The sequence below is a fragment of the Cellulomonas sp. genome (assembly GCF_036279715.1).
Classification (GTDB): Bacteria; Actinomycetota; Actinomycetes; order Actinomycetales; family Cellulomonadaceae; genus Cellulomonas_A.
On the sequence record NZ_DASUIR010000102.1, the window covers coordinates 1 to 22,022 of the forward strand.

Sequence of the window (22,022 nt, forward strand, 5' to 3'; positions counted from 1 at the left end):
CGCCGTCGTTGTAGCCGGGGTTGGTCGTCGCGTCGAACAGGGCCGAGGCGTCGCGCCCCTCGGCGAGGAACCGCGTGACCTTCTTGGCCTTGTTGTCGCTGCCACGGAGGTCCACGACGTAGCCCGAGTCGAGGGCGTTGCGCTGCTGGTGCAGCGTGTCCCCTGCGTCCTCGACCACGAGCAGCTGGTCGTTGGCGGCGAACGCGATGTTGTCGAAGCCCGTGTGCGCCTCGTCACCGATCCACGCCGGGCTCAGCGTGCCGGTGGCCGCGCTCGGCGACGACTGGACGAGCCGGAAGACCGCACCGAACGCGCCGGGCAGGGTCGAGGTGGCCGACGTGTCGCCCGTCTCCGTGAAGTAGAACTCCCCGAACGAGGTGCCCGGCCGGAACACGCCGTTCTCGGGGCGCTTGAACGGGGTCGCACCCGCGGTCGCCGCGGCGCCGGTCGCGTCGAACGTCGCGGTCCCGTCGTGCACGGTGACCCACGTCGTCGCGAACGTCGAGCCGTAGGTGTGGAGGTCGGTGACGACCTGGTCGGACGGGTTCGCGGAGAGCTGGCTCGCGGTGACCGGCGTGCCGTCCGCCCGGGCGACCTGCAGCGCCTGGAGCGCGCCGCCCTTGGTCAGGTCGGCCTTGTCCACCGGCACGAACCGGTAGACGTAGCTGTTCGGCTTCTTGCCGTTGGTGCCCGCGACGTTCGCTCCGCCGATGTCCTCGACGAGCCAGACGTTGCCGTCCGCGTCGTTCTGGATGCCCTCGAAGCCGCCCGAGCCGAGTGCTGTCAGTGCGACGGCCGCACCCGTCGTCGGGTTGCCGTCGGCGTCGAGCGTCACGGCCCACACGCCGCCCTTGGGCGCCTTCGACTCCGCGGTCAGCAGCAGCTGCTGGCTGAACGGGTCCCACGTGATGCCGTCGAACGTCGGCAGCGCCTTGCCCGCGGCGTCGACGTCGGACACGAGCGAGACGCGCTTGGCCGGGTCCGCCTGGTCGAGGTCGATGCGCGTGACGTAGCCGCGCGGGCCGGTCTCGTGGCCCTGGTACAGGTAGTGGTGACCGTTCAGCACGAGGTAGACGTTCTTGTCGGGCTCGGTCTTGTACGCCTCGTGCGCATCCTGCGTCAGCGGGCCGCCGTTCGAGGTGTTGTACCCGTAGTACGTGATGCCGTTGGCGGTGTCCGGGTTCGTCAGCGGCAGCGAGCCCCACGCGACCGAGGTCTGCGTCAGGCCCGCGCTCAGCACGTTGTTCTGGACACCGGTGCGCGGGTTCGCGCTGTCGACGTTGCCGAAGGCACCGTGCGCGGTCGCTGCACCGGAGAACGAACCGGCGGCCAGCGCCGCACCGACGAGCGTCACCGTCGTTCCCACCCAACCGGACTTCTGCCATGCACTCATGTGACTACCTCCCGAGAGCAGGGCCCGATCGCCCTGACCTCGGCAGTCAACTCCGGGCGGGCCGCCCGCAGGTTCCTGGCAGCGGTCGGTTGCGTGAACACTGACCGAACTGTCCGGTTGTCGCGGGAGTCGTCAGGTGACGGTCCGGGGCTGCACGGTGTCGAGCCAGAGGGCGCGTCGCGGGCACGCCCGCACGGCCGCTCGCGCCTCGCCCGCCTCACCGCGTCCCAGGCCGTGCCCGACGACGACCGGATAGCCCCAGCGATCCAGCTCGACGACACTCGGGGCGAGGTGGGCGCACAGCCCGATCCCGTCGCACGCGACCGGGTCGACGCGAAGCCGGGGCTCGGTCGCCGGACGCGCCGCGACCGGCGACACCGGACGGCGCGCGTCGCGGCCGCTCATCGGGTGCCCCGCGGGACCGGGAGCGTGATCTCGCCCGAGCCGGGGCACACCCGACCGCGCGCGTGCTGGTCGAGGTCGTGCTCGAAGACCGCGAGTGCGGACGCGATCAACCGCGTCGCCCCGTCGGGGTGGTGGCATGCGCCGCGGCCCTCCACGGCCCGCAGGTCCGTGCGCACCTGGATCCGCTCGCGACGCGTCGCGGTCCCCGCGACGAGCAGGCGCACGCCCTCGGCCAGGGCGGGCAGCCCGAACAGGCATGGCCCGCACTGGCGCGCGCTCATCGAGGCGAGGTACTCGGCCATCGCTGCGGTCTCCGCGAGCCCGCACGACCCGGCGGGGATGGGGGCGACGACCCCGGCACCTGCGGTCAGCTCGACCGCCCGCAGCTCGGTCTCGTCGAACGTCAGGTGCTCGACGTCCCGCCAGTGGACCCACAACCCACCGAAGCCGCCCAGGAGCACTGCCTTCGGGGGGCGGCCGCGCAGCCAGCCGGTCAGCTCGAGCACGTCGGTGAACGGCGTCCCCCGGGGCACCTCGAGGACCTCGCGGCCCACCGGGGTCAGCACCGTGAGCAGCATGGTCGCCATCGGCGGGTAGCCACGGGCGATCAGGGCGAGACGGGCGAGGGTCTCGACGTTCTGCACCAGCGTGCGCGGGCTGTCGGCAGCCTCGGCGGTCCCACGGCGACGTGCCGTCGGCAGCGCAGGGCCGCCGTTGAGCGCCTGGGCGATCGCGCTCGACTCGCCGGCCAGGTAGTGCGTCGGGCCGACGACGACCTCGAGCAGCGGCTCGGCGATCCGCGCAGCCCGCCGCTCGCTGATCGCCGCCTGCACGGACACGCGGGTCACCTCGTCGGCCCCGTGCAGCCAGACGACGGCCCGGTGCGCGCCGAGGGCCTCGGCCGCCAGCGCGAGCCCGTCGAGCACGAGGTGTGGTCGCTGCTGGAGCAGGATCGCGTCCTTGGCGCTGAGCGGCTCGCTCTCGGCGCCGTTGGCGACGACCGTCAACCGTCCGCCGGCCCGTTGGGCCGCCCGCCACTTCGCCCACGTCGGGACGTGCGCACCGCCGTGCCCCGTGAGCCCCTCGCGCTCGAGCACGCCGATGAGCTCGGCCGTCCCCCGCGGGCGGGGGCCGACGCGGTCCATGAGGTCCGCCAGACGCTCCGTCGGGGCGGCGTCCCAGGGGTCGGCCGGACCTGAGCGGTCGAGTCGCGCCGCGCGCAGGAGCAGCGCGGGGCCGCGACCGACCGTCCGGGGGTCCCGACCGAGGTCGACCAGCGCGGACCGTGCTGGGGCGTCAAGGGTCATCGGGTGGCTCCGTCTCGGCGCTGCGGTGCGACGCGCGCACCGGGGTGATCCTGGTCGAGCATGCGGCTGAGCTCAGCGACCCGGTCCGCCGGGTTCCGCGCGGCGTACCGCGTCACGGCGAGCCCGAGGACCGCGAACCCGGTCGCGAGGTAGAAGCCACGCAGCCCGACGACGTCGGTGCCGGCCAGCACGCTGTGGCCCCACACGAGCACGAGCGAAGCGGCGGCGACCTTGTGCACCGGCCACCACACGCGGGCCGCGATGGAGCCCGCCAGCCGGGCCGTCACACCGGTGACCAGGCCGGCCCAGAGCGCGATGACGCCGAGCGTGACGGCGACCGGCCGGTAGGTCGACGCCATCGGGAGGACGGCACCCCGCCAGCCCACCTGGGCCCACGGGTCCGTCGCGAGCACGACGACGTGCAGCACCGTGAAGACGAGGGTGAACGTCGCGAGCGACACGTGCAGGCCGAGCCGGGTCCGCGCGGACGGCCGCCGGAGGCCGCGTGACCAGGGATGGGACAGGACGAGACCGGTGGCGACCAGCGCGACGAGCAGCACGTAGGACGTGACGCCGCTCGCGCGGGCGAACACCCAGGGGACGGGCGACGTGCCACCGATCGCGGCGATCGCGGCCCAGCCGGCGAAGCCGACGGCAGCGACCCCTGCGACCACGGCGAGGACGATCCCCAGCACGGCGACCGGCGCCGATCGCGGCTCAGACATCCGCGCACCGCCAGACGACGCTCGCGTCGAGCGCGGTCGTGGTGCCGACCGTCCCGTCCGCACGGACCCACGCGGCGGCGAGGCCGAGCTCTTCGGCGCGCACGCGGACGTCCGCCGCCCCGGCGAGGAACAGCGTCTTGCTCCAGACCTCCGACCATGCAGGATCCGGGTCGACGACCGTCACGGCGAGCAGGCCGTCGCCGCCCGGACGCCGGGTGCGCGGGTCCACGAGGTGGTGGACGGGCACACCGCCTGCTCGCCACCTGCGGAGCTTGGTCGAGGACGTCGCACAGCCCGTGTCGGTGAGGTCCACGACGAGGACGAGCTCGGCCTGCCCGGTCGGGTCCTCGACACCGACGCGCCAGCTGTCCCCGTCCGGTCCGGCACCGCCGAACGCGCAGTCACCGCCGAGGTCGACGGCGAACCCCCGGCCGGCCCCGGCCAGCTCAGCCGCGGCCCACCGGGCTGCGAGACCCTTGCCGATCCCGCCGAGGTCGATCGGTGTCCCGCCGAGGTGGATCCGCCATCCGCCGGCCGTCTCGACGACCTCCGGTCGCCACGGCGTCGCCGTCTCGTCGTGCTGCGGTCCGCTGAGATCGGGGATCCCGGCTGGGCCGCGATCGACGTCTCCCGCCGCGAACGGCAGCGACCGGTCGTATCCCCAGCTGAGCAGGACGTCGAGGACACGGGGGTCGAACAGACCGCCCGTCTCACGGTGCGCCCTGGCCGCCTCGCCGACCGCCGCGGCGAGCGTCGCCGGGACGTCGTGCCACCGATCGGGCTCGAGGTTGGCCAGCGAGAGCGCGCTAGCCGGGTCGAAGCGCGAGCAGGTGCGCTCGACGTCGCGGATGACCTGCTCGGCGCGCTCGAGGCACTCGGCAGTGCGCGGTCCGGGCTCCACGACGCTCAGCGTGACCGGGCTCGCCATCGCGTCGAAGGACTCGACGGCGAGCCGACGGGTCGGCGGTGCCGGCGCCTGGCATGCCATCGTCATTTGGATGCCTTGGTCACGACGTTGACGGGCGGCGCCGGAGCGGGCGCCGGCGCAGGGGCCGCCGCGGGGGCTGGGGCGGGCGCCGGTGCGGGCGCAGCCTTGGCCGGAGCCTTGGCCGGAGCCTTGGCCGCGACCCCGGCGGTGCTCGGCGGGGCAACGGCCGCCGATGCGGCCTGTGCGGCGAGCGTCGCCTGAAGCTCGGCGATGCGCGACTCGGCCGACCCGATCTGCGTGTTCAGCTCGGTGAGACGCTGGTCGATCGCGGCCTGCCGGTCGCTGACCGTGGGCGTCGGGGCGGGAGTCGTGGGGGTGGCGGTCGACGTCGTCGCCGAGCTCGCCTGCGCGAGCGGGTCGTGCGAGCCCGCCCAGGCGACGCTCACACCGAAGACGCCCGCCGCCGCCGGGATCATCGCCAGGGCGGTCACCCGACGTCGCAGTGCACGAGCATCAGTCATCGGACGACTCCTCCGACTCGCCCGACCGGGAGTCGTCGTCCCCGTCCTCATCCGCGACCGCCGCGGCGGAGGGTGCCGCGGTCCGGACCGACGGGGGCGCGGTGCGCTCAGGCTGAACGGTCGGGGTCGGCGCTGCGCTGGCACGGGCTGCGCCCGCCGCCACTGCCTGCTCGAGCTCACTGACCTGCGCGAGAAGGCGGTCGACCGACTGGGCGAGCTGCTCCGTGCGCAGCTCGTTCTCAGGATCGGCCGAGACCGGCGCGGCGACAGGGACCGGCGCGGACGACGACACCGGAGCGGGTGGTTGTGCGGACGTGACGGCGTTCGCGACCGTGGCGGCCCCGGCACCGGTGAGCACCGTCGCGGCGAGGACGGCGGCGGACGAGCGGCTCTTCCAGCTCATGTTTGATCCCTTGCTGACAAAGCGACGCGGCTCTCGTGTCGGCTCCACTGTCGCGGCGCCCGCGTGAGGGGCGCGGCAAGTCACCGCTAAGGCTCGGTTAAAGCCCACACGGGAGCTCCAGGACGATCCGGGCGCCCCCGGACGATCCGGACCCGAGAGTCAACCGGCCGCCCGCGCGCTCTGCCGTCCGGCGTGCGACGTCGAGCCCCAGCCCGGTCGATCCCGCACCGCTGCGTCCCCGTTCCGCCATGTCGAGCGTGGCCAACCCGGGCCCGTCGTCCTCGACGACCACCCTGGCGGTTCCCCCGCCGCGCACGTCACCGGGGTGCACCTCGAGCGCGAACCCCGTGCCGGCCGGGGTGTGGCTGAACACGTTGTCGACCAGCACGTCGAGCGCAGCCCCGAGCTCCTCGGCGCTCACCTGGACCTCCACGGGAGCGTCCGGGACGGCGACCCGCAGGTCCCGACCCTGGTCGGCGGCCAGGACACCCCAGAACATCGCCCGGTCACCGACGACCGACGCGGCGTCGCACTGGCTCGCCGACGCGTCGTGCGCGGGGTGCCGGGCAGTCCACACGATCGCGTCGACCGCGCCGACCAGATCGTCGATGTGGTCGGTCAAGCGATCGCGCTCGCGCGAGTCGTCGAGCATCTCGACGTCGAGCCGCAGCGCGGTGATCGGCGTCCGCAACCGGTGCGACAGGTCCGCCACGAGCTCGCGCTCGTCCGCGAGCAGTCCGGCAACACGCGCGCCGAGCTCGTTGAGGACGCGCCCCACGGAGGCCACCTCGGCAGGGCCCGACGGGTCCACGCGCGCCGTCAGGTCGCCCGCGCCGAGGCGCCCGGCCACCTCGGAGAGGTCCAGGACGGACCGCGAGAGGCGCGCAGCGATCCGGTCGCCGGCCACGACGGTTGCGCCGATGAGCACGACGCCGACGCCCGCGAGGACGAGCCACGACGCCCGGACACCCTGCGTCAGCTGGGCGTCCGGCACGAACGTGCGGACCACCGTGACGCCGTCCGAGCCTCCGACCGGGAGCAGCACCTCGACGCCGCCCGCGGTGCGCGCCGTGAACGCGCGCCCCTCGGCGGCGAGATCGGTCGACGTCGACATCGCCGCGGGGGCGCCCACGCGCGTGCCGTCCGGAAGGAACACCGTCGTGCGTCGCTGGTCGCCGTTCACCGCGAGGACCGCCGCTTCGAGCCGCGCCTCGTCGGCCGACGCACCGCCGGCGAACACCGCCACGCTCTGGGCGTCCTGCCGGCCCGCGGACAGCGCGCGGTCCTGCGCGAGGCTGCGCGCGAGGAGACCGAGCGGGACCAGGAACGCCACCAGGACGATCGACGTCATGGCGAGCCCGTACCAGACGAGGAGCCGCCTCATGACGGCGGGCAGAGCTTGACGCCGACGCCGCGGACCCGGTGCAGGTAGCGCGGCGCGTCCGCGCTCTCGCCGAGCTTGCGGCGCAACCAGTGCAGGTGCACGTCCACCGTCTTGTCGGCACCGCCGTACGGCTGGTTCCACACGTTGGCCAGCAGCTCGCGCTTGCCGACGACCTCGCCCGCCCGCTCGGCGAGGTAGCGCAGGAGGTCGAACTCCTTGGGGCTCAGCTCGAGCGCGACACCGTCGAGGGTCGCCGAGCGCGCCCGCGCGTCGATGACGATCCCGCCGACGCTGATCGGCCCGGGCGCCTTGCCGGGGTCGGACCGCCGCAGGACGGCGCGGATCCGCGCGTCGAGCTGGTCGGCCGCGAACGGCTTGACCAGGTAGTCGTCCGCGCCGGCGTCCAGCAGCGCGACCATGCCGGCGCCGTCGTCGCGCGCACTCACGACGATGACCGGCACGTCGCTGACGGCGCGGATCATCGCGAGCAGCGCGGAGCCGTCGAGGTCGGGCAGGCCGAGGTCCAGGAGCACGACGTCGGGCCGGGCCGCCACGAGGCTCTGCAGCCCGGCCATCGCCGTCGGGGCTGTCATCGTCGAGTGCGAACGGGCCGTCAGCGCACGCACGAGCGCCGTCCGGATCGTTGCGTCGTCCTCGATGATCAGTACGTCGGCCACACCACGGACGGTAAGCCCTCGGACCTGGTGCTGCGGGGAACCTGTCCGCGGGCACGCCCAGCGCCTGCGGACCTTGTCACTCTCTTTACCCCGCCTTCACGCGCAGATACGGCACGATGCGGGTATGAACACGGTGCGATCGACATGACCGGCTCGAGGTCGCCCCGGGCGTCGCGGGTCGTCGTCGTGCTCGCGTGGGCGCTGGCGGTGCTGGTCGCAGGCGCGGTCACGTCGTGGGCCGTGATGGTGATCAGCGGCGAGCAGGGGCCGGCACGCGACCGGGTGCTCGCGGCGTCACAGGTGACCGCCGAGCTCGCGGCGCAGCGGGCCGTGCCGACCGCCACGACCGCGCCGCCCGTCCCGTCGGTTGCGCCGAACCCCGAGCCGTCATCTGCGTCACCCGCACCTCCGCCGACGCCGTCCGCCGCAGCCTCGCAGATCCCGTCGCAGATCCCGTCGCAGGTCCCGTCCCAGGTCCCGTCGACCGCTGCGGCGGAGGTCGCCCGGACGTGGGACGTCAAGGGAGGTCAGGTCGGTGCCAGCTGCCGCGGGACGGTACTGACCCTGCTGTACGCGACGCCGGCCGACGGCTGGACCATGGAGGTCAAGCGCGCCGCGTCCGACGAGCTCGAGGTCGCGTTCCATCAGGGTGAGGCGGAGACGACGGTCCACGCCACGTGCGTCGCCGGCGTCCCCGAGACGCAGGCCGACACCGACGCCGACGAGCACTGACCGGTCGGAAGACCGGCCCGATCAGTCCTTGTCGCTGTCCGTGTCCGACGACGACGACGACGACGACGCCACGTCACCGGACCAGACAGCGGTCGCGCCGCTGTGCCCGACCCGCACGGCCTGAACGGTGGTCCCGGCGGCCGCGAGGACACCGGCCACGACGAGCACGACCGGGATCCACGTCAGGTTGCGGTAGGACAGCGACCAGGCGTCCTTGCGGTGGTACAGCGCGAGAGCGCACGCGACGACCACGAGGGCGGCGACCCACGGCAGCAGGCCATCGGCGAGCTGGGAGTGCGTCTCGATGAGGTCGTTCCCGCCGACCCGGTGCTCGAGGGCCTCACCGGACTCCGTCGAGAGCGGGACCAGGACCATGGCGGCGATCGACAGGCCCAGTGGCAGGTAGCGCGCCCAGCGGCGGAACCTTGGCCAGATCACCGCGAACAGCAGCACGAGGGCGGCCATCGGCACGATGACCTCGGTGGCGTGGACGACGAGCGGGTGGAGCGGAAGCCCTGCGATGGTGTCGAACATGCGCAGCAACCTACGTCACGGTTGAGTCGTCGACGCAACGATCAGGTGAACGGTGGGGTCGAACCGGAACGAACCGGGGCGTCCTGGCCGCATAGGCGGCATAGCCGTCGAACCGCCGGGCCAGGCGAACCTCTTCCCACCGCGCCTTCATCGTGAGCAGCAGGACCAGCAGGACCAGCACGACGAGCCGGGTCACGCTGCCCGTCCCGAGGGTGAACGCCGCCGACGCGAGCAGGAGACCGCTGTAGATCGGGTGCCGGACGAACCGGTAGAGGCCGGTCGTGCGCAGCTGCGCGTGCTCGTTCGGCAACGGTGTCGCAGTCAGCCCGCGGCCGAGCGCCGTGCCGCCGACCAGCACGATCCCGAGGCCGACAGCCGTGCCGACGCCACTGAGGACAACGAGCGCCCCGGGCACCGACCAGCCGCCGCGTCCGGGTACGACGACGAGCAGGACGAGCAGGACGCCCTGGCCCGCGACGAGGAGACGCGCGATCACGCGGTCGTCGGGCACTCGCATGCGACCAGCTCTCCCCCTCGGTACGGACCTGCACCACCCTAGGTGGCTCGGGCCGCGTACGGTCGTGCCCGTGGGACGAACGACGAGCAGGTCCGAGCCGGCGGGCGCACCACGGGTCACCGTGCTGACCGGCGCGGGGATCTCGACCGACTCCGGCATCCCCGACTTCCGCGGACCGCAGGGTGTGTGGACCCGTGACCCGCAGGCCGCGCAGCTGCTCGAGCGCGGTCCGTACCTGGCCGACCCGGCGATACGCCGACGCACGTGGCAGATGTGGCGCGACAGCCCGGTGTGGGGCGCGCGGCCGACGCCCGCGCACCGCAGCCTCGTCGACCTCGAGCGGGCCGGGCTGCTCGCCGCGATCTGCACGCAGAACTTCGACGGCTTGCACCAGCGCGCCGGGTCGAGCCCGAGCACGGTCCTCGAGCTGCACGGGAGCCTGACCTGGACGCGCTGCCTGTTCTGCGACTCCCGCGAGCGCACGGCCGACGTCCTCGCCCGTCTCGACGTCGACCCGGACCCGCACTGCGCGCTGTGCGGCAGTCCGCTCGCCACGGGCGTCGTCATGTTCGGCGAGGCCCTGCCGGGTGACGTGCTCGACGCCGCGGTCGAGGCAGCGGCGACGTGCGACGTGTTCGTCGTCGTCGGCTCGACCCTCACCGTCCAGCCGGTCGCGAGCCTCACCGCCGTCGCGGCCGAGGCGGGAGCGCGCGTGCTCATCGTCAACGCGCAGCCCACCCCGTTCGACCGGATGGCCGACCGCGTCGACCGTCGCCCGATCCAGGAGTCGGTCCCGGACCTGGTCGCAGAGCTGCTGACGGGCCCCTGACGGCGGTCGTCTCAGGCCCGCCGACGCAGCGCGGCCAGCGCCGCACCGACGGACGCGACGCACCACACGCCGAGCACGACGACCGAGCGGCCCGGCACGGTGAAGTCGGCGTTCGCGAGCCCGGCCCGCACGACCTGCGCCATGGGCTCGATGGGCAGGTACTCGTGCGCGTGCTGGAGCCACTCGGGCATGCGCGACGCGGGGTAGCTCACCGGCGAGAACAGCAGGACGACGAACACGAGCACCTGGGTCAGGAGCATCGCGAGCATGGGTGGCAGGACACTCGCCATCGCGTACCCGACCGACGCAGACGTCAGCGAGACGAGCAGCGCGGCCGCGACGAGCCACGGCGCGATCGAGAGCTGGACGTCGAACCGCACGACACCAGCGACGATGCCGAGCACCATCCCGGGCAGCGCGATGAGCGTCCACATGAGCAGGTCGCTCGCGAGGAAGGTCCAGCGCGGCACCGGCAGCGTGCGCATCCAGTCGAGGCTGCCCTCGGTCTTGGCCTGGCCGAGCATCTGCGGCGTCATCACGAGGCCCACGGTGATGAGCGTGATCGTCGGGGCTCCCGTCGCGAGGTAGAGCGCGACGTCGGGCGTCGGGTCGCCCACGAGGAGCCCGTAGCCGACGACGGTCGCCACCGCCATCGCGATCTGCACGACGACGAGGAGCGGCATCATGGTCGACCCGCGACGCAGCTGCCACTGCAGCAGGAGCAGGCCCTGGCGAACGGCGGTCATGCCACGACCGCCAGCTCGACATCGGCAGCCGCGGGGACCCGGTCGGACCCGACGAGGCGCACGTACACGTCCTCGAGCGACGCAGCGGTGAGCGCGTACCGCTCGACGGCGCCCGCGTCGACCTGCCCCTGCGCCCAGCGCACGACGTCGGCAGCCTGCTCGGCGGGCACCGCCCCGGCGGCGCGCAGGCGCTCGCGGGTCGTCTCGGTCACGCCGGGCGGCCAGCCGACCCCGCCGCCCACGGACGGGACGAGGTCGAGCTCGACGGTGAGGACGCCGCGCGTCGATGACGCGAGCCCCGCGGGGGTGTCGGCCGCGATGACCTTGCCCTGGTCGAGGATGACGAGGTGGTCGACGACGCGCTCGGCCTCACGCACGTTGTGGGTCACGAGGAGCACCCCCGCTCCGTCGTCGGCCAGGGTGCGGATCGCGTCCCAGAGGAGCCGTCGTCGCACCGGGTCGACGTCGTTCGTGGGCTCGTCGAGCACGACGATGCGGCCGGGCACGACGGCGGTCATGCAGAACGCGGTCAGCCGCGCGATGCCGCCGGAGATCTTCTGCGACGGCATGTCGGCCCAGCTGCCGATGTCGAGAGCCTCGATGAGCCCCTGCGTGCGCGCGGCCACCTCGCGCCGGCTGCCGCCGCGGATGCGCCCGACGAGCTGGATCGCGGTGCGCGGCGTGAGGCCCGTGATCGGGACGTTGGCCTGCGCCTGGATCGAGGCGAGTCGCCGTGCCGCGTCCGGGTCCGCGACCGCGTCGACGCCGGCGAGCCGGATCGATCCGGCGTCGGGGCGCACGAGGCCGACGACCTGGTTGACGAGCGTCGTCTTGCCCGCCCCGTTGTGGCCGAGCAGCCCGACGACCTGACCTGGCAGGACGTCGAGGTCGATCCCGTCGTTCGCCTGGACGCCGCGACGCCCTGGGTACCTCTTGCTCAACCCGCGGATGCTGAGCACGATGCTCGGCTCCATGACCGTCTCCTGTCGATGTACCGGTTGGTATATGCCAGAACGTAGCAGATACCAACTGGTACATGGAAGAGTCTTCCGGCGTATGATCGGCGTATGGCACGCTCCAGCTGGCACGACCACAACCGGCCTGACGACACCCGGCCCGACGGCACCGGGCGCGAGGGCACCGGGCACGACCAGCCGGCGCGCCCGGACGACGACACGGTCGGTGCGGCAACCCGTGCCATCGCCGACGCGACCGCGGCGCTCACCAAGCTGCTCGGCAACCAGCTCGCCAGCGTCAGCACCGAGCTGGGCGACGCGATCGCCACGAGCCTGCGCGACGCGGCACGAGGTCTCGCGGACGCCTCCGAGACGGTCGAGCGCAGGTCCGGCGGGCAGCGCGCCGACGAGCGACGCCGAGCGCGCGTCGACCGCACCCGCGCCGACCTGCTGGCCGCGGCAGGTCGGGTCTTCGCGGCGCAGGGGTACGAGGGCGCCTCCGTCGGCGACATCGCAGCCGAGGCCGGGTACACCAAGGGCGCGCTCTATGCGCACTTCGGGTCGAAGAGCGACCTCTTCGTCGCGCTCGCCCGGGAGCGCCTCGACTGCGACCGCTCGACAGGTCCCGCCGCCGGCCCCGCGACGGGCGACCTCGCCGACGAGCTGTCCGCAGGCATCGCGGCCACGGGCGACGACCCCTCGATGCTGCTCGCGCTCGAGATGCTGGCCTACGCCGTCCGCCACCCCGAGGCGCGCGACGACCTCGGCCCGCTGTTCGATACGTCGCTGCAGGCACTGGCCGAGCGCGTGCGCGACGACCGGCTCGCGCGGAGCCGCAGCGCAGGCAGCGAGCCCGACCCGACCGCGGGCGTGACGCGCGACGACCTCGACACGGCCCTCGGGCTTCTCGCGGTCACCAACGTCTCCGCGATGCTCGCCGCGATCACCGACGACCCGCGGACCGTCGCGGCCGCGGGCGGTCGTCTCGTCGACCGACTCCTCACGCGGTGACCGAGGCGCGCACCCCGACCCTCGGTCCCGCTCCGTGGGACGCCCGATGCGAGAAGATCGAGCCATGCGCCTGATCCTCGTCCGCCACGGCCAGACCAGCTCCAACGTCGCCGGGCTGCTCGACACCGACGAGCCCGGCGCCGGGCTGACCGGCCTCGGGCTCGAGCAGGCAGCCGCCCTGCCCGGCGTCCTGCGCGAGGAGTCGATCGAGGTGCTCTACGTCTCGACGCTCCTGCGCACCCAGCAGACCGCCGCGCCGCTCGCGTCGGTCCTCGGCCTCGAGGTCCGCATCCGCGAGGGGCTGCGCGAGGTCCGCGCCGGCGCCCTCGAGATGCTCGGCGACGACGCATCCATCCAGACGTACCTCAGCACGACGTTCGCGTGGACCTCGGGCGACGTGCACGTTCGCATGCCCGGTGCCGAGTCGGGGGCCGAGGTGTTCGCGCGGTACGACGCCGTCGTCGGGGAGATCGCCGGGTCGGGCGCCGGGACCGCCGCGATCGTGAGCCACGGCTCGGTCATCCGCTCGTGGACGGCGGCGCGCGCCGAGAACATCACGCCGGACTTCGCGGCCCGCAACGCGCTGGCCAACACGGGGGCGGTGGTCCTCGAGGGCAGCCCGAGCGACGGCTGGCGCGCGCTCACGTGGGAGGGCCGGGCCGTCCACCGTGTCGAGGCGGACAAGCGGCGATAGGGTCGAGTGAGAACCTTCAAGGTCCTGCGGAGACGAGGTGAGCGGCAGTGGCGTCCCTTCGCGTCGCCCAGATCCTTGCGGCCGTCGCAGGTGACGTGTCCGCAGCCACGACGCTCCCCCAGCGCCTGGTCGATGCGTGCGCCGACTCGCTTCCGGTCTCCGGTGCTGGCATCGCGCTGATGACCGACGCGGGTCCGGCCGGGACGGTCGCCGTGACCGACCGGCGTGCGTCGCTCATGGAGGACCTGCAGTTCACGCTCGGTGAGGGCCCGTGCGTCGACTCGTCCCTGTCGGGTCGCCCGGTGCTGCAGCCCGACCTGGCCGCGACGGGCCCCGCACGCTGGCCGGGGTTCAGCGCCGCGGCGCTCGAGGCCGGCATCGGCGCGGTCTTTGCGCTCCCGCTGCGCGTCGGCGGCATCCGGCTCGGCGTCCTCGACCTGTACCGCGACCAACCGGGCGCGCTGACGTCGCGCGAGCTCACCGAGGCGCTCGCCCACGCCGACGCCGCCACCGCGATCCTGCTGCACCTGCAGGCCCGCACCCCGGCGAACGGGACAGGGACCGGGCTCATCCCGGTGGTCGAGGACCACGCCGCCGTGCACCAGGCCACGGGCATCGTCTCGGTGCAGGCGGACGTCACGCTCACCGAGGCGCTCGGCCTGCTCCGCGCCCGAGCCTTCGCCGCGGACCGATCCATCGTCGCGCTGTCTCACGACGTCGTCGCCGGGCTCGTGCACTTCACGAGCGGGGGCGGGGAGATCGACAATGAAGGATGACATCGGGCCCGGGCGGCCACACCGGACGGACGAGTCCCGACCACCTCAGGAGAATCGGATGACCACGCAGCAACGGCTCGCGCAGGTCTTCGTCGAGCTCGCCGACACGCTGGTCGACGACTTCGACGTCGTCGACCTGCTCCAGACGCTCACCGACCGGACGGTCGAGCTTCTGAATGCCGACGCGTCCGGTCTGATGCTCGCCGACCAGCGCGGCGACCTCAAGCTGATGGCTTCGACGCTGGAGCGGGCCCGCCTCGTCGAGATGTTCGAGCTGCAGGTCGCCGAGGGCCCGTGCCGTGATTGCTTCACGACCGGCCTGCCGATCACCAACGTCGACCTGGCCGATGCGATGGAGCGCTGGCCGCGCTTCACGCCCGTGGCGGTCGAGGCCGGTTTCCGTGCGACGCACGCGCTGCCCATGCGCCTGCGGGGCCAGATCATCGGCGTGCTCAACATCTTCACCGCGGACGCGGCGCCGCTGAGCGACGACGACATCGCCGTGGGGCAGGCCATGGCGGACGTCGCCACGATCGGGCTGCTGAACGAGCGCACCCACAACGAGCAGGTGCGGCTCTCGGAGCAGCTCCAGACCGCGCTGCAGAGCCGCATCCTCATCGAGCAGGCCAAGGGCGTCCTGTCCGCGCGCGCCGACATCGGCGTCGACGAGGCCTTCAACCGCATGCGTCACCACGCCCGCAGCACGGGCGTGACGCTGTCCGTGGTGGCGAGGAGCGTCATCGACCAGACGCTCGACCTGCGCGCCGTCGGAAGCGCCTGACCCTTGCTCCGCGCGGAGCCGCCACGCTATGTTCAGCGAGGTCGTCGTGGATCACGAATGCTCACCTGTGCAGCGCATCTGCGACGCACTGACGTGTCACCCGCTGTGTTGCCCCGGACCCGGTAGCCCGTGGATCGCCTGACGTGCGCAGGAAAGCCGGACATCATGCTGAGTGGCGCTATGGGCCCGACCCCCGATGACGGGTCGCGTGAGGTGTCGGTCGTCCGCGTGGTCGGCGAGCTGGATCTCGCGAGCGCATCGTGGGTCCGCGACCGGATAGCGCGGGCCGCCCGCAACCCGGCACGTGAGGTCGTCGTCGACCTGTCGGGCGTCTCGTTCGTGGACTGCGCAGGTCTCGGCGCGCTCCTCAGTGCGCAGGCGCAGCTCGGCACCCGGTTGTCGCTGCGCGCGCCGTCGGTCGCCGTCCTGAAGCTGCTCGAGCTCACGACGCTGCGTGCGGCCGTCGGGCCGCTCCACGTCGTCGGGTCTCCGGTCGGCAGCGCGGCGGGGCCGAGACCGCGGCCGGTCTGGTGAGCCGACACCTCTGAGGGTCCCTCAGGCACCGACCAGGTCGCGGCGCTCGAAGACGACCGAGCCGATCACGGCAGCGACCACGCCGATGACCAGCAGCGCCGCGGTCGAGCCCGGTTCGAACGACTCGACCGGGACCTGCGCGAGGTGCCGGAACGGTGACACCGCGACGACGGCCTCGGGCCAGTCCAGCGCGGGGCCGACGATCTGCAGCACGTACGCCAGGACGGCCGCCGACGCGACGAGGCCCACGGTCGCCCGCGGCGCGAGCCCGAGGACGAGCACCGCCAGACCGCCGAACACCACGACCGCCGGGACCGTGTTGAGCACGGCCGACATCGAGTCGCTCAGGGTGAGGTCCGAGCCCATCGCGGCCGCGCCCGCCCACGTCGCGGCGCCGGCGACGGTCGCCAGCAGGAGGACCGACACGGCCAGGAGCAGGACGTGCCCGGCGAGCCAGCGGCGGCGCAGGACGGGCCGGGTCACGATCAGGTCGAGGCGCGTCGAGGCCTCCTCCGCCCGCGCGGCACCGATCCGCCATGCGGCGAAGACCGCGAGGGCCACCCCGACGATCGTGGCCAGCATCGCGACGAAGCCCTCTGTCAGGTCCGTCACGTCCATGCCCATGGTCGCCAGGATCTGCTGGTAGGCCGGGTCGGACTCGATGAAGTCGTTCATGCTCGGCACGAGCACGCCCGCGATCAGGCTCCACACGGTCAGGCCCACGGTCCACCCGACGAGCGTCCCGAGGTTGGCGCGCCAGGCGAACGCGAGCGGGCTGCTCAGTCCCCACGCCCGCGTCGGGCGCTCGGCGCGCTGGGCCACGAGGCCGGCCTGCGAGTCACGACGCGTGCGCAGCCACACCGCGCACGCGACCAGTCCGGCGACGACGGCGAGGGGGACGACGAGGACCACCGCACGGTTCGCGCCGAACGGCTTGAGGTGGTCGATCCACCCGAACGGCGTGAACCACGCGAGCCACGTGCGTGAGTCGGCACTGTTGGCCGTCATACGGAGCACGAGTGCCGCGCCGAGCAGCGTCGCGCTGACCCCGAGGACGCGGGTGCGCGACGCGAAGACCTGCGCCCCGACCGCCGCCAGGCCGATGAAGGCCGCGCTGAAGCCCGCGATGGCCGCCCCGAACAGCAGGCTGCCCGCCAGCGGTGCTCCTCCGACCACGCTCCCCACCACGATCCCGAGGCCGAGCACGCAGGCCGCACCGACCAGGACGGCCGCCTGGCACACGAGCACCCGCGCCGATCGCAGCGGACCGGCCAGCACGAGCTCGGACCGCCCGTCGTCCTCGTCCCCGCGCAGCAGCCGCGAGGTCGTCGTGATCACCCAGACGCCCGCGATGAGCGACATCATCCAGCCCGCGTCCCACGCGACGAGCGCCCCGGTCTCGACGCTGTACGGGACCCCCTGCATGATGCGCAGCGCCGGGAAGTCCCCGAACGCCTCGAGCGCCGCACGTGAGGCCGCGTCGGGGTAGGTCGCCTCCATGACCTGCACCTCGACGCTCGCGTAGACCGCGTACGCGACCGCGATCAGCAGCGTCGACCGCCTGATCAGGCGCACCGTGAGCCGGACGACGGCCCAGGTGGGCGATCGGTCGAGGCTCATGGGGGCGCCCTTCCGGCTGCTGGTGGCGGTCAGTAGTAGGTGAGGAAGATCTCCTCGAGCGACGGCTCCTCGGTCCGGAGCCGTGCGACAGGGAGCGTCGCCAGCAGCTCGAGCAGCGGCCGCGGCGAGCCCGTCACGGACAGCCGTGCCCCGCTGGGGATCAGGTCGACGTCGGTCACGCCCGGGACGCGAGAGAACTCGGGGACGGGACCGTCCAGGACGACCTCGACGACGGTCGTGTGCAGGCGCCGCAGGTCTTCGAGCGTCGCGACCTCGACGAGCTTGCCGCTGCGCAGGATCCCGACGCGGTCGCACAGGTCCTCGACCTCGTCGAGGATGTGCGACGACAGGAACACCGTCTGCCCGCGGGCGGCCGCCTCGCGCGCGATGCCCTGGAACTCGGCCTCCATGAGCGGGTCGAGACCCGCCGTCGGCTCGTCGAGCAGCAGGACGTCCGGGCGCGACATGAGGGCCGCGACGAGGGCGATCTTCTGCCGGTTCCCCTTCGAGTACGACCGCACGCGGTGCGACGGGTCGAGCTCGAGGCGGTCGTAGAGCTCGGAACGGAACGCGGTGTCCACACCCCCGGACAGGTTGCCGAGCAGGTCGAGCGTCTCGGCACACGTGAGCTGCGGCCAGAGCGCCACGTCGCCCGCGACGTAGCCCACGTGCCGGTGTGCGTTCTCGACGTCGCCGACCGGGATCCCCATGATCTCGGCGGTCCCCCGCGTGGGCCGGATGAGGCTCAGCAGCAGCCGGACTGTCGTCGACTTGCCGGCGCCGTTGGGGCCGAGGAACCCGAACGTCTCACCGGGGTGGACCTCAAGGTCCATCCCTTCGAGGGCGACGACCGACCCGAAGTGCTTGGTCAGGTCGTGGGTGGCGATCGCCGGGGGTGGCATGGCTCCCCTTCCGTCGTCGAGCGAGCGGACGGCCTACGCCCCTGACGCTTCTCGTGGTGCCGCCGCGCCTCAAGTGACGATGGTCCCGGGGTGCCCTCAGCCCGTGACGGCCGCTCCCTGTCCGGAAGACCTGGGACCGGGCCCGTTCGGCGGCTCTGCTGGACCGTCCGGTCGCGCCGGGCTGACCGGCGCGGGGACTTTCGACTCTGGCATCGGGGAGCGGCGCGGGGTCGAGTGGGTCCAGGAGGTGGTCCCATGTCCAGGTGTCGCTCATGCCGAGGTCGCGCACGCGGCGGTCGGGCGTGCACGTGTCCATCGCGTCGGCCCTCGGGCTCGACCGCGACGGCCGCGCTGACGGCGGCGACGGCCGCGGGCACCGTCGCCGCGCTGAGGTCCTGGTCGTTGCGCTGGGGCGCCACACGCGCGGAGGTGGACTCGGCGCTGCCGGGTGACGAGCTCATCCTGCACCCCGGGCTGTCGGCCACCCGAGCCGTCACCGTGCGGGCCGACCCCGCCGCGGTGTGGCCGTGGGTCGCGCAGCTCGGTCAGGGTCGCGGCGGCTTCTACAGCTACGACGCGCTCGAGAACCTCGTCGGCTGCAACATCCACAGCGCCGACCACATCGACCCCGCGTGGCAGTCGGTCGCCGTCGGGGACGAGATCCGGCTGCACCCCGACGGCGGTCTGCAGGTGGCCCTCGTCGATCCCGGTCACGCGCTCGTCCTCCGCGGCGGGGTGCCGATGGGGACGACGCTGCCGCCGTACGACTTCACGTGGACGTTCGTCGTGCAGGACGCACCCCGGGGCGACGCACGGCTGCTCGTCCGCGAGCGCTACGGGTACGTCAAGGCCTGGGCGCCGCTGCTCGTCGAGCCGGTCTCGTGGATCAGCTTCCTGATGAGCCGGCGCATGCTGCTCGGCATCAAGCAGCGGGCCGAGCGCTCCGCCGACCTGACCGGCGAGTGACGTGCGGCGAGGGCGGACGTCCACGTTCGCGTGGCACCCGACCGTCCCGCCCCGGTTCACCTAGACTCGCCGGGTGATCTTCAAGGCGGTGGGCGACGGTCGGCCTTATCCCGACCACGGCCTTGTCACGTCCACGCAGTGGGCCGAGGTCCCGCCCCGGCAGGTGCGGCTCGACGAGCTCGTGACGACCAAGGTCACGCTCAACCTCGACACGCTCCTGTCGGACGACTCGACGTTCTACGGCGACCTGTTCGCCCACGTCGTGCAGTGGCGCGGCGTCATGTACCTCGAGGACGGTCTGCACCGGGCTGTGCGGGCGGCTCTGCAGCAGCGGCCCGTGCTGCACGCCCGCGTCCTGGTGATCTCGTGAGCACCGACCCGGACCGCGCCCGCACCCTGCGCCGCCGGCACATGCACGAGCGTCAGGCGGTGATCTTCGGCGTGCTGCTCGCCGGGCTCGCTGTCGCGGGTCTCGGCGCCGCGGCGGTCTACACCGGCACGCTCGGTGTGCCGTTCCTCTCCCGGGGGTTCAGCACCCCGGCACCCGAGGCCGGGGTCACCGCCCCGCCGTGCCCGCCCGAGGGCGCCGCACCGGTGCCGTACGCGCAGGTCACGGTCAACGTCTTCAACGGCGCCAAGGTCCCCGGGCTCGCCGCCCAGACCGCTGCGGCGTTGACGGCGCGCGGCTTCGTGGTCGCGAGCACCGCCAACTCGGCCGAGAAGGTCGCGGGCACCGCGCGACTGACGTTCGGAGCCGCGGGGGTCGCCGCCGCCTACACGCTCGCCGCGCAGCTCGACAAGCCCGTCCTCGTGCTCGACGCCCGCGCCGACGCGACCGTCGACATCACCGTCGGCTCCAGCTACACCGGGCTCGTCTCGGCCGACGCGATCGTGCTCGACCCTGCGGTGCCGTTCGCGGCGCCGACCGGCTGCGTGCCGATCTCCCAGATCACGCTCGCCCCGGCGCCGACGTCGACCACCGACACGGCCACCGAGGAGCCCCCGCAGGACGGTGCCGAGACCCCGGCTCCCGCGGACACCCCCGCCGCCGGCTGACCCGCGCGGGCCTGACCGCCGCGTCTGCCCACGACAACCCCTGACACACGACCGCCGACCGGACCCGAGGGTCCGGGCGGCGGGGCGAGGGGCGTCCGGCGAGAGGTCGTCAGACCTTGATCTCGTCGCCGCCCGGAACCGATGCCGGGCTCGCGGGCTCCTGGCTCGTCCCCCGCCAGCGGGCCAGCGCGCGCATGAGGTGATACAGCCCGATGGCCGCGGCGCTGCCGACCGCGATGCCCTCGAACCGCAGGTCACCGGCCGAGAACGAGTAGTTCGCGATGCCGATGATCAGGGCGACAGCGGCGGTCATGAGGTTCACCGGGTCGGAGAAGTCGACCTTGTTCTGCACCCAGATGCGCGCGCCGAGCAGGCCGATCATGCCGTAGAGCACGGTCGTCGCCCCGCCCAGGACCCCCTGGGGGATCGTCGCGATGAGCGCGCCGAACTTGGGCGACATGCTCAGCACGAGCGCGGCCCCGGCGGCGACCCAGTAGGCCGCGGTCGAGTAGATCTTCGTGGCGGCCATGACCCCGATGTTCTCGGCGTAGGTCGTCGTGCCGGACCCACCACCGAGCCCCGCGAGCGTCGTGGCGATGCCGTCGGCGAAGAGCGCACGGCCCACGAGCGGGTCGAGGTCGTGACCGGTCATCGCGGACACCGACTTCACGTGGCCCACGTTCTCCGCGATGAGGACCAGCACGACGGGGATGAACAGCCCGAGCACGGTGAGGTCGAACGTCGGCGTGACGAACGTCGGGAAGCCGATCCAGCTCGCGTCGCGCACGGCGTCGAAGCTGACCTCGCCGCGGATCGAGGCGACCGCGTAGCCGATCACGACGCCCACGAGGATCGACAGGCGACCGAGGATCCCGCGGAACAGGACGGCCGTCAGCACGATCGCCATCAGGGTGATGAACGCGGTGACGGGCGCGGCACGGAAGCCGCTCGTGCACGACTGCGCGATCGCGCCGTCGACGACCGACTGCTGGCACGTGCCCCACGCGACGGGCGCGAGGTTGAACCCGATCAGCGCGACGATGGTGCCCGTCACGACCGGAGGCATGACGACGTCGATCCACCGCGAGCCGGCGATGTGCACGACCCCGCCGATGACGGCGAGCAGCAGGCCCGTGACGAGCACGCCGCCGAGCGCGACCGACTGCCCGCCGGAGACCATCGCGGCCGTGATGGGGGCGATGAACGCGAAGCTCGACCCGAGGTAGCTCGGGAGCTTGTTGCCGGTGATGAGCAGGAACGCGACGGTGCCGATCGCCGAGAAGAAGAGCGTCGTGGCCGGGGAGAAGTGCGTCAGCAGCGGCACGAGGAAGGTCGCGCCGAACATCGCGACGACGTGCTGCATGCCGATACCGATCGTGCGCGGCCAGCTGAGCCGCTCATCAGGGGCGACGACCGCCCCGGGGCTGATCGTGCGTCCGTCGCCGTGCACACGCCATCCGATGCCGCTCACTCGCGGTTCTCCTTCTCCTGGGTCGGTGCGGGCCGCCCCCGCGGCGCGAAGCACCGCAGCCCTGTGCGGAAGGGTAGCGGCGGACGCCCCGACCGGTGGCGGAGTTCCACGCCCAGGCCGCGCACGGCTGGCGTACAGGCCGGGGCGCTACTGT

General features: G+C 73.2%; 26 protein-coding genes. 10 read left to right on the top strand and 16 right to left on the bottom strand.

Annotated elements, in window-relative coordinates; genetic code table 11:
• The 9 genes from VFW79_RS09810 to VFW79_RS09850 form a co-directional block, all read right to left on the bottom strand.
• A partial coding sequence (locus tag VFW79_RS09810) for an alkaline phosphatase PhoX (protein WP_329677122.1) occupies window positions 1–1,393 on the bottom strand: 1,393 nt, incomplete at its 3' end.
• Between the two features lie 132 nt (window positions 1,394–1,525).
• The gene (locus VFW79_RS09815; protein ID WP_329677123.1) at window positions 1,526–1,798 is read right to left on the bottom strand and encodes a ferredoxin; all 273 of its coding nucleotides are present in this window, start codon (window positions 1,796–1,798) and stop codon (window positions 1,526–1,528) included.
• Complete coding sequence (locus tag VFW79_RS09820) at window positions 1,795–3,105, bottom strand: NADH-ubiquinone oxidoreductase-F iron-sulfur binding region domain-containing protein (protein ID WP_329677124.1); 1,311 nt, start codon at window positions 3,103–3,105, stop codon at window positions 1,795–1,797. Before VFW79_RS09820 ends, VFW79_RS09815 begins: the two co-directional genes overlap by 4 nt.
• A complete protein-coding gene (locus VFW79_RS09825) occupies window positions 3,102–3,830 on the bottom strand; it encodes a ferric reductase-like transmembrane domain-containing protein (RefSeq protein ID WP_329677125.1) in 729 nt (242 codons plus the stop codon). Before VFW79_RS09825 ends, VFW79_RS09820 begins: the two co-directional genes overlap by 4 nt.
• On the bottom strand, window positions 3,823–4,824 hold the full coding sequence (locus tag VFW79_RS09830) for an FAD:protein FMN transferase (protein WP_329677126.1): 1,002 nt from the start codon (window positions 4,822–4,824) through the stop codon (window positions 3,823–3,825). Before VFW79_RS09830 ends, VFW79_RS09825 begins: the two co-directional genes overlap by 8 nt.
• A complete protein-coding gene (locus tag VFW79_RS09835; protein WP_329677127.1) occupies window positions 4,821–5,279 on the bottom strand; it encodes a hypothetical protein in 459 nt (152 codons plus the stop codon). The genes VFW79_RS09830 and VFW79_RS09835 overlap by 4 nt, the downstream gene beginning before the upstream one ends.
• Complete coding sequence (locus tag VFW79_RS09840; protein ID WP_329677128.1) at window positions 5,272–5,682, bottom strand: hypothetical protein; 411 nt, start codon at window positions 5,680–5,682, stop codon at window positions 5,272–5,274. The genes VFW79_RS09835 and VFW79_RS09840 overlap by 8 nt, the downstream gene beginning before the upstream one ends.
• A 97-nt stretch (window positions 5,683–5,779) precedes the next feature.
• Window positions 5,780–7,066, bottom strand: coding sequence for a HAMP domain-containing sensor histidine kinase (locus tag VFW79_RS09845; protein ID WP_329677129.1), 1,287 nt, complete (start codon window positions 7,064–7,066; stop codon window positions 5,780–5,782).
• Window positions 7,063–7,743, bottom strand: coding sequence for a response regulator transcription factor (locus VFW79_RS09850; RefSeq protein WP_329677130.1), 681 nt, complete (start codon window positions 7,741–7,743; stop codon window positions 7,063–7,065). Before VFW79_RS09850 ends, VFW79_RS09845 begins: the two co-directional genes overlap by 4 nt.
• Window positions 7,744–7,887: 144 nt before the next feature.
• On the opposite strand from VFW79_RS09850, the gene VFW79_RS09855 reads away from it, so the two are divergent.
• Window positions 7,888–8,475 carry a hypothetical protein gene (locus VFW79_RS09855; RefSeq protein WP_329677131.1) on the top strand — a complete coding sequence of 196 codons (588 nt, stop codon included), beginning with the start codon at window positions 7,888–7,890 and terminating at the stop codon, window positions 8,473–8,475.
• Between the two features lie 21 nt (window positions 8,476–8,496).
• Here VFW79_RS09855 and VFW79_RS09860 read toward each other — a convergent pair whose 3' ends face one another.
• Both VFW79_RS09860 and VFW79_RS09865 read right to left on the bottom strand, forming a co-directional pair.
• Window positions 8,497–9,009, bottom strand: coding sequence for a DUF2231 domain-containing protein (locus VFW79_RS09860; protein ID WP_329677132.1), 513 nt, complete (start codon window positions 9,007–9,009; stop codon window positions 8,497–8,499).
• 10 nt (window positions 9,010–9,019) lie between these two features.
• Window positions 9,020–9,526, bottom strand: coding sequence for an isoprenylcysteine carboxylmethyltransferase family protein (locus VFW79_RS09865; RefSeq protein ID WP_329677133.1), 507 nt, complete (start codon window positions 9,524–9,526; stop codon window positions 9,020–9,022).
• Window positions 9,527–9,596: 70 nt separating this feature from the next.
• On the opposite strand from VFW79_RS09865, the gene VFW79_RS09870 reads away from it, so the two are divergent.
• Window positions 9,597–10,355 (top strand): Sir2 family NAD-dependent protein deacetylase, encoded by a 759-nt coding sequence (locus tag VFW79_RS09870; RefSeq protein WP_329677134.1) that lies wholly within the window; start codon window positions 9,597–9,599, stop codon window positions 10,353–10,355.
• 11 nt (window positions 10,356–10,366) lie between these two features.
• Here VFW79_RS09870 and VFW79_RS09875 read toward each other — a convergent pair whose 3' ends face one another.
• Both VFW79_RS09875 and VFW79_RS09880 read right to left on the bottom strand, forming a co-directional pair.
• Window positions 10,367–11,101: an ABC transporter permease gene (locus VFW79_RS09875; RefSeq protein WP_329677135.1), complete on the bottom strand. Its 735-nt coding sequence runs from the start codon at window positions 11,099–11,101 to the stop codon at window positions 10,367–10,369.
• Window positions 11,098–12,075 carry an ABC transporter ATP-binding protein gene (locus tag VFW79_RS09880; protein ID WP_329677136.1) on the bottom strand — a complete coding sequence of 326 codons (978 nt, stop codon included), beginning with the start codon at window positions 12,073–12,075 and terminating at the stop codon, window positions 11,098–11,100. Before VFW79_RS09880 ends, VFW79_RS09875 begins: the two co-directional genes overlap by 4 nt.
• A gap of 93 nt (window positions 12,076–12,168) precedes the next feature.
• Here VFW79_RS09880 and VFW79_RS09885 point away from each other — a divergent pair, with 93 nt between their 5' ends.
• From VFW79_RS09885 to VFW79_RS09905, 5 genes are all read left to right on the top strand, one after another.
• On the top strand, window positions 12,169–13,068 hold the full coding sequence (locus VFW79_RS09885; RefSeq protein WP_329677137.1) for a helix-turn-helix domain-containing protein: 900 nt from the start codon (window positions 12,169–12,171) through the stop codon (window positions 13,066–13,068).
• Window positions 13,069–13,132: 64 nt separating this feature from the next.
• Window positions 13,133–13,762 (top strand): histidine phosphatase family protein, encoded by a 630-nt coding sequence (locus VFW79_RS09890; RefSeq protein WP_329677138.1) that lies wholly within the window; start codon window positions 13,133–13,135, stop codon window positions 13,760–13,762.
• 47 nt (window positions 13,763–13,809) lie between these two features.
• Window positions 13,810–14,538: a GAF and ANTAR domain-containing protein gene (locus VFW79_RS09895; protein WP_329677139.1), complete on the top strand. Its 729-nt coding sequence runs from the start codon at window positions 13,810–13,812 to the stop codon at window positions 14,536–14,538.
• 58 nt (window positions 14,539–14,596) lie between these two features.
• Window positions 14,597–15,319 (top strand): GAF and ANTAR domain-containing protein, encoded by a 723-nt coding sequence (locus tag VFW79_RS09900; RefSeq protein WP_329677140.1) that lies wholly within the window; start codon window positions 14,597–14,599, stop codon window positions 15,317–15,319.
• Between the two features lie 180 nt (window positions 15,320–15,499).
• Window positions 15,500–15,853 carry an STAS domain-containing protein gene (locus tag VFW79_RS09905; protein ID WP_329677141.1) on the top strand — a complete coding sequence of 118 codons (354 nt, stop codon included), beginning with the start codon at window positions 15,500–15,502 and terminating at the stop codon, window positions 15,851–15,853.
• Between the two features lie 21 nt (window positions 15,854–15,874).
• Here VFW79_RS09905 and VFW79_RS09910 read toward each other — a convergent pair whose 3' ends face one another.
• Both VFW79_RS09910 and VFW79_RS09915 read right to left on the bottom strand, forming a co-directional pair.
• On the bottom strand, window positions 15,875–17,473 hold the full coding sequence (locus tag VFW79_RS09910) for a hypothetical protein (protein WP_329677142.1): 1,599 nt from the start codon (window positions 17,471–17,473) through the stop codon (window positions 15,875–15,877).
• A gap of 29 nt (window positions 17,474–17,502) precedes the next feature.
• On the bottom strand, window positions 17,503–18,375 hold the full coding sequence (locus VFW79_RS09915; RefSeq protein ID WP_329677143.1) for an ABC transporter ATP-binding protein: 873 nt from the start codon (window positions 18,373–18,375) through the stop codon (window positions 17,503–17,505).
• A 429-nt stretch (window positions 18,376–18,804) separates the two neighbouring features.
• Between VFW79_RS09915 and VFW79_RS09920 the strand changes: the two genes are divergently transcribed.
• The 3 genes from VFW79_RS09920 to VFW79_RS09930 all read left to right on the top strand — a co-directional run bounded on the left by VFW79_RS09920 (window position 18,805) and on the right by VFW79_RS09930 (window position 20,397).
• Window positions 18,805–19,341 (top strand): SRPBCC family protein, encoded by a 537-nt coding sequence (locus VFW79_RS09920; protein WP_329677144.1) that lies wholly within the window; start codon window positions 18,805–18,807, stop codon window positions 19,339–19,341.
• 73 nt (window positions 19,342–19,414) lie between these two features.
• A complete protein-coding gene (locus VFW79_RS09925) occupies window positions 19,415–19,711 on the top strand; it encodes a type II toxin-antitoxin system VapB family antitoxin (RefSeq protein WP_329677145.1) in 297 nt (98 codons plus the stop codon).
• Window positions 19,708–20,397, top strand: coding sequence for a LytR C-terminal domain-containing protein (locus tag VFW79_RS09930; protein WP_329677146.1), 690 nt, complete (start codon window positions 19,708–19,710; stop codon window positions 20,395–20,397). The genes VFW79_RS09925 and VFW79_RS09930 overlap by 4 nt, the downstream gene beginning before the upstream one ends.
• Before the next feature lie 109 nt (window positions 20,398–20,506).
• Here the strand turns inward: VFW79_RS09930 and VFW79_RS09935 are convergent, their stop codons facing one another.
• The gene (locus VFW79_RS09935) at window positions 20,507–21,868 is read right to left on the bottom strand and encodes a uracil-xanthine permease family protein (RefSeq protein ID WP_329677147.1); all 1,362 of its coding nucleotides are present in this window, start codon (window positions 21,866–21,868) and stop codon (window positions 20,507–20,509) included.
• Between the last annotated feature and the right edge of the window lie 154 nt (window positions 21,869–22,022).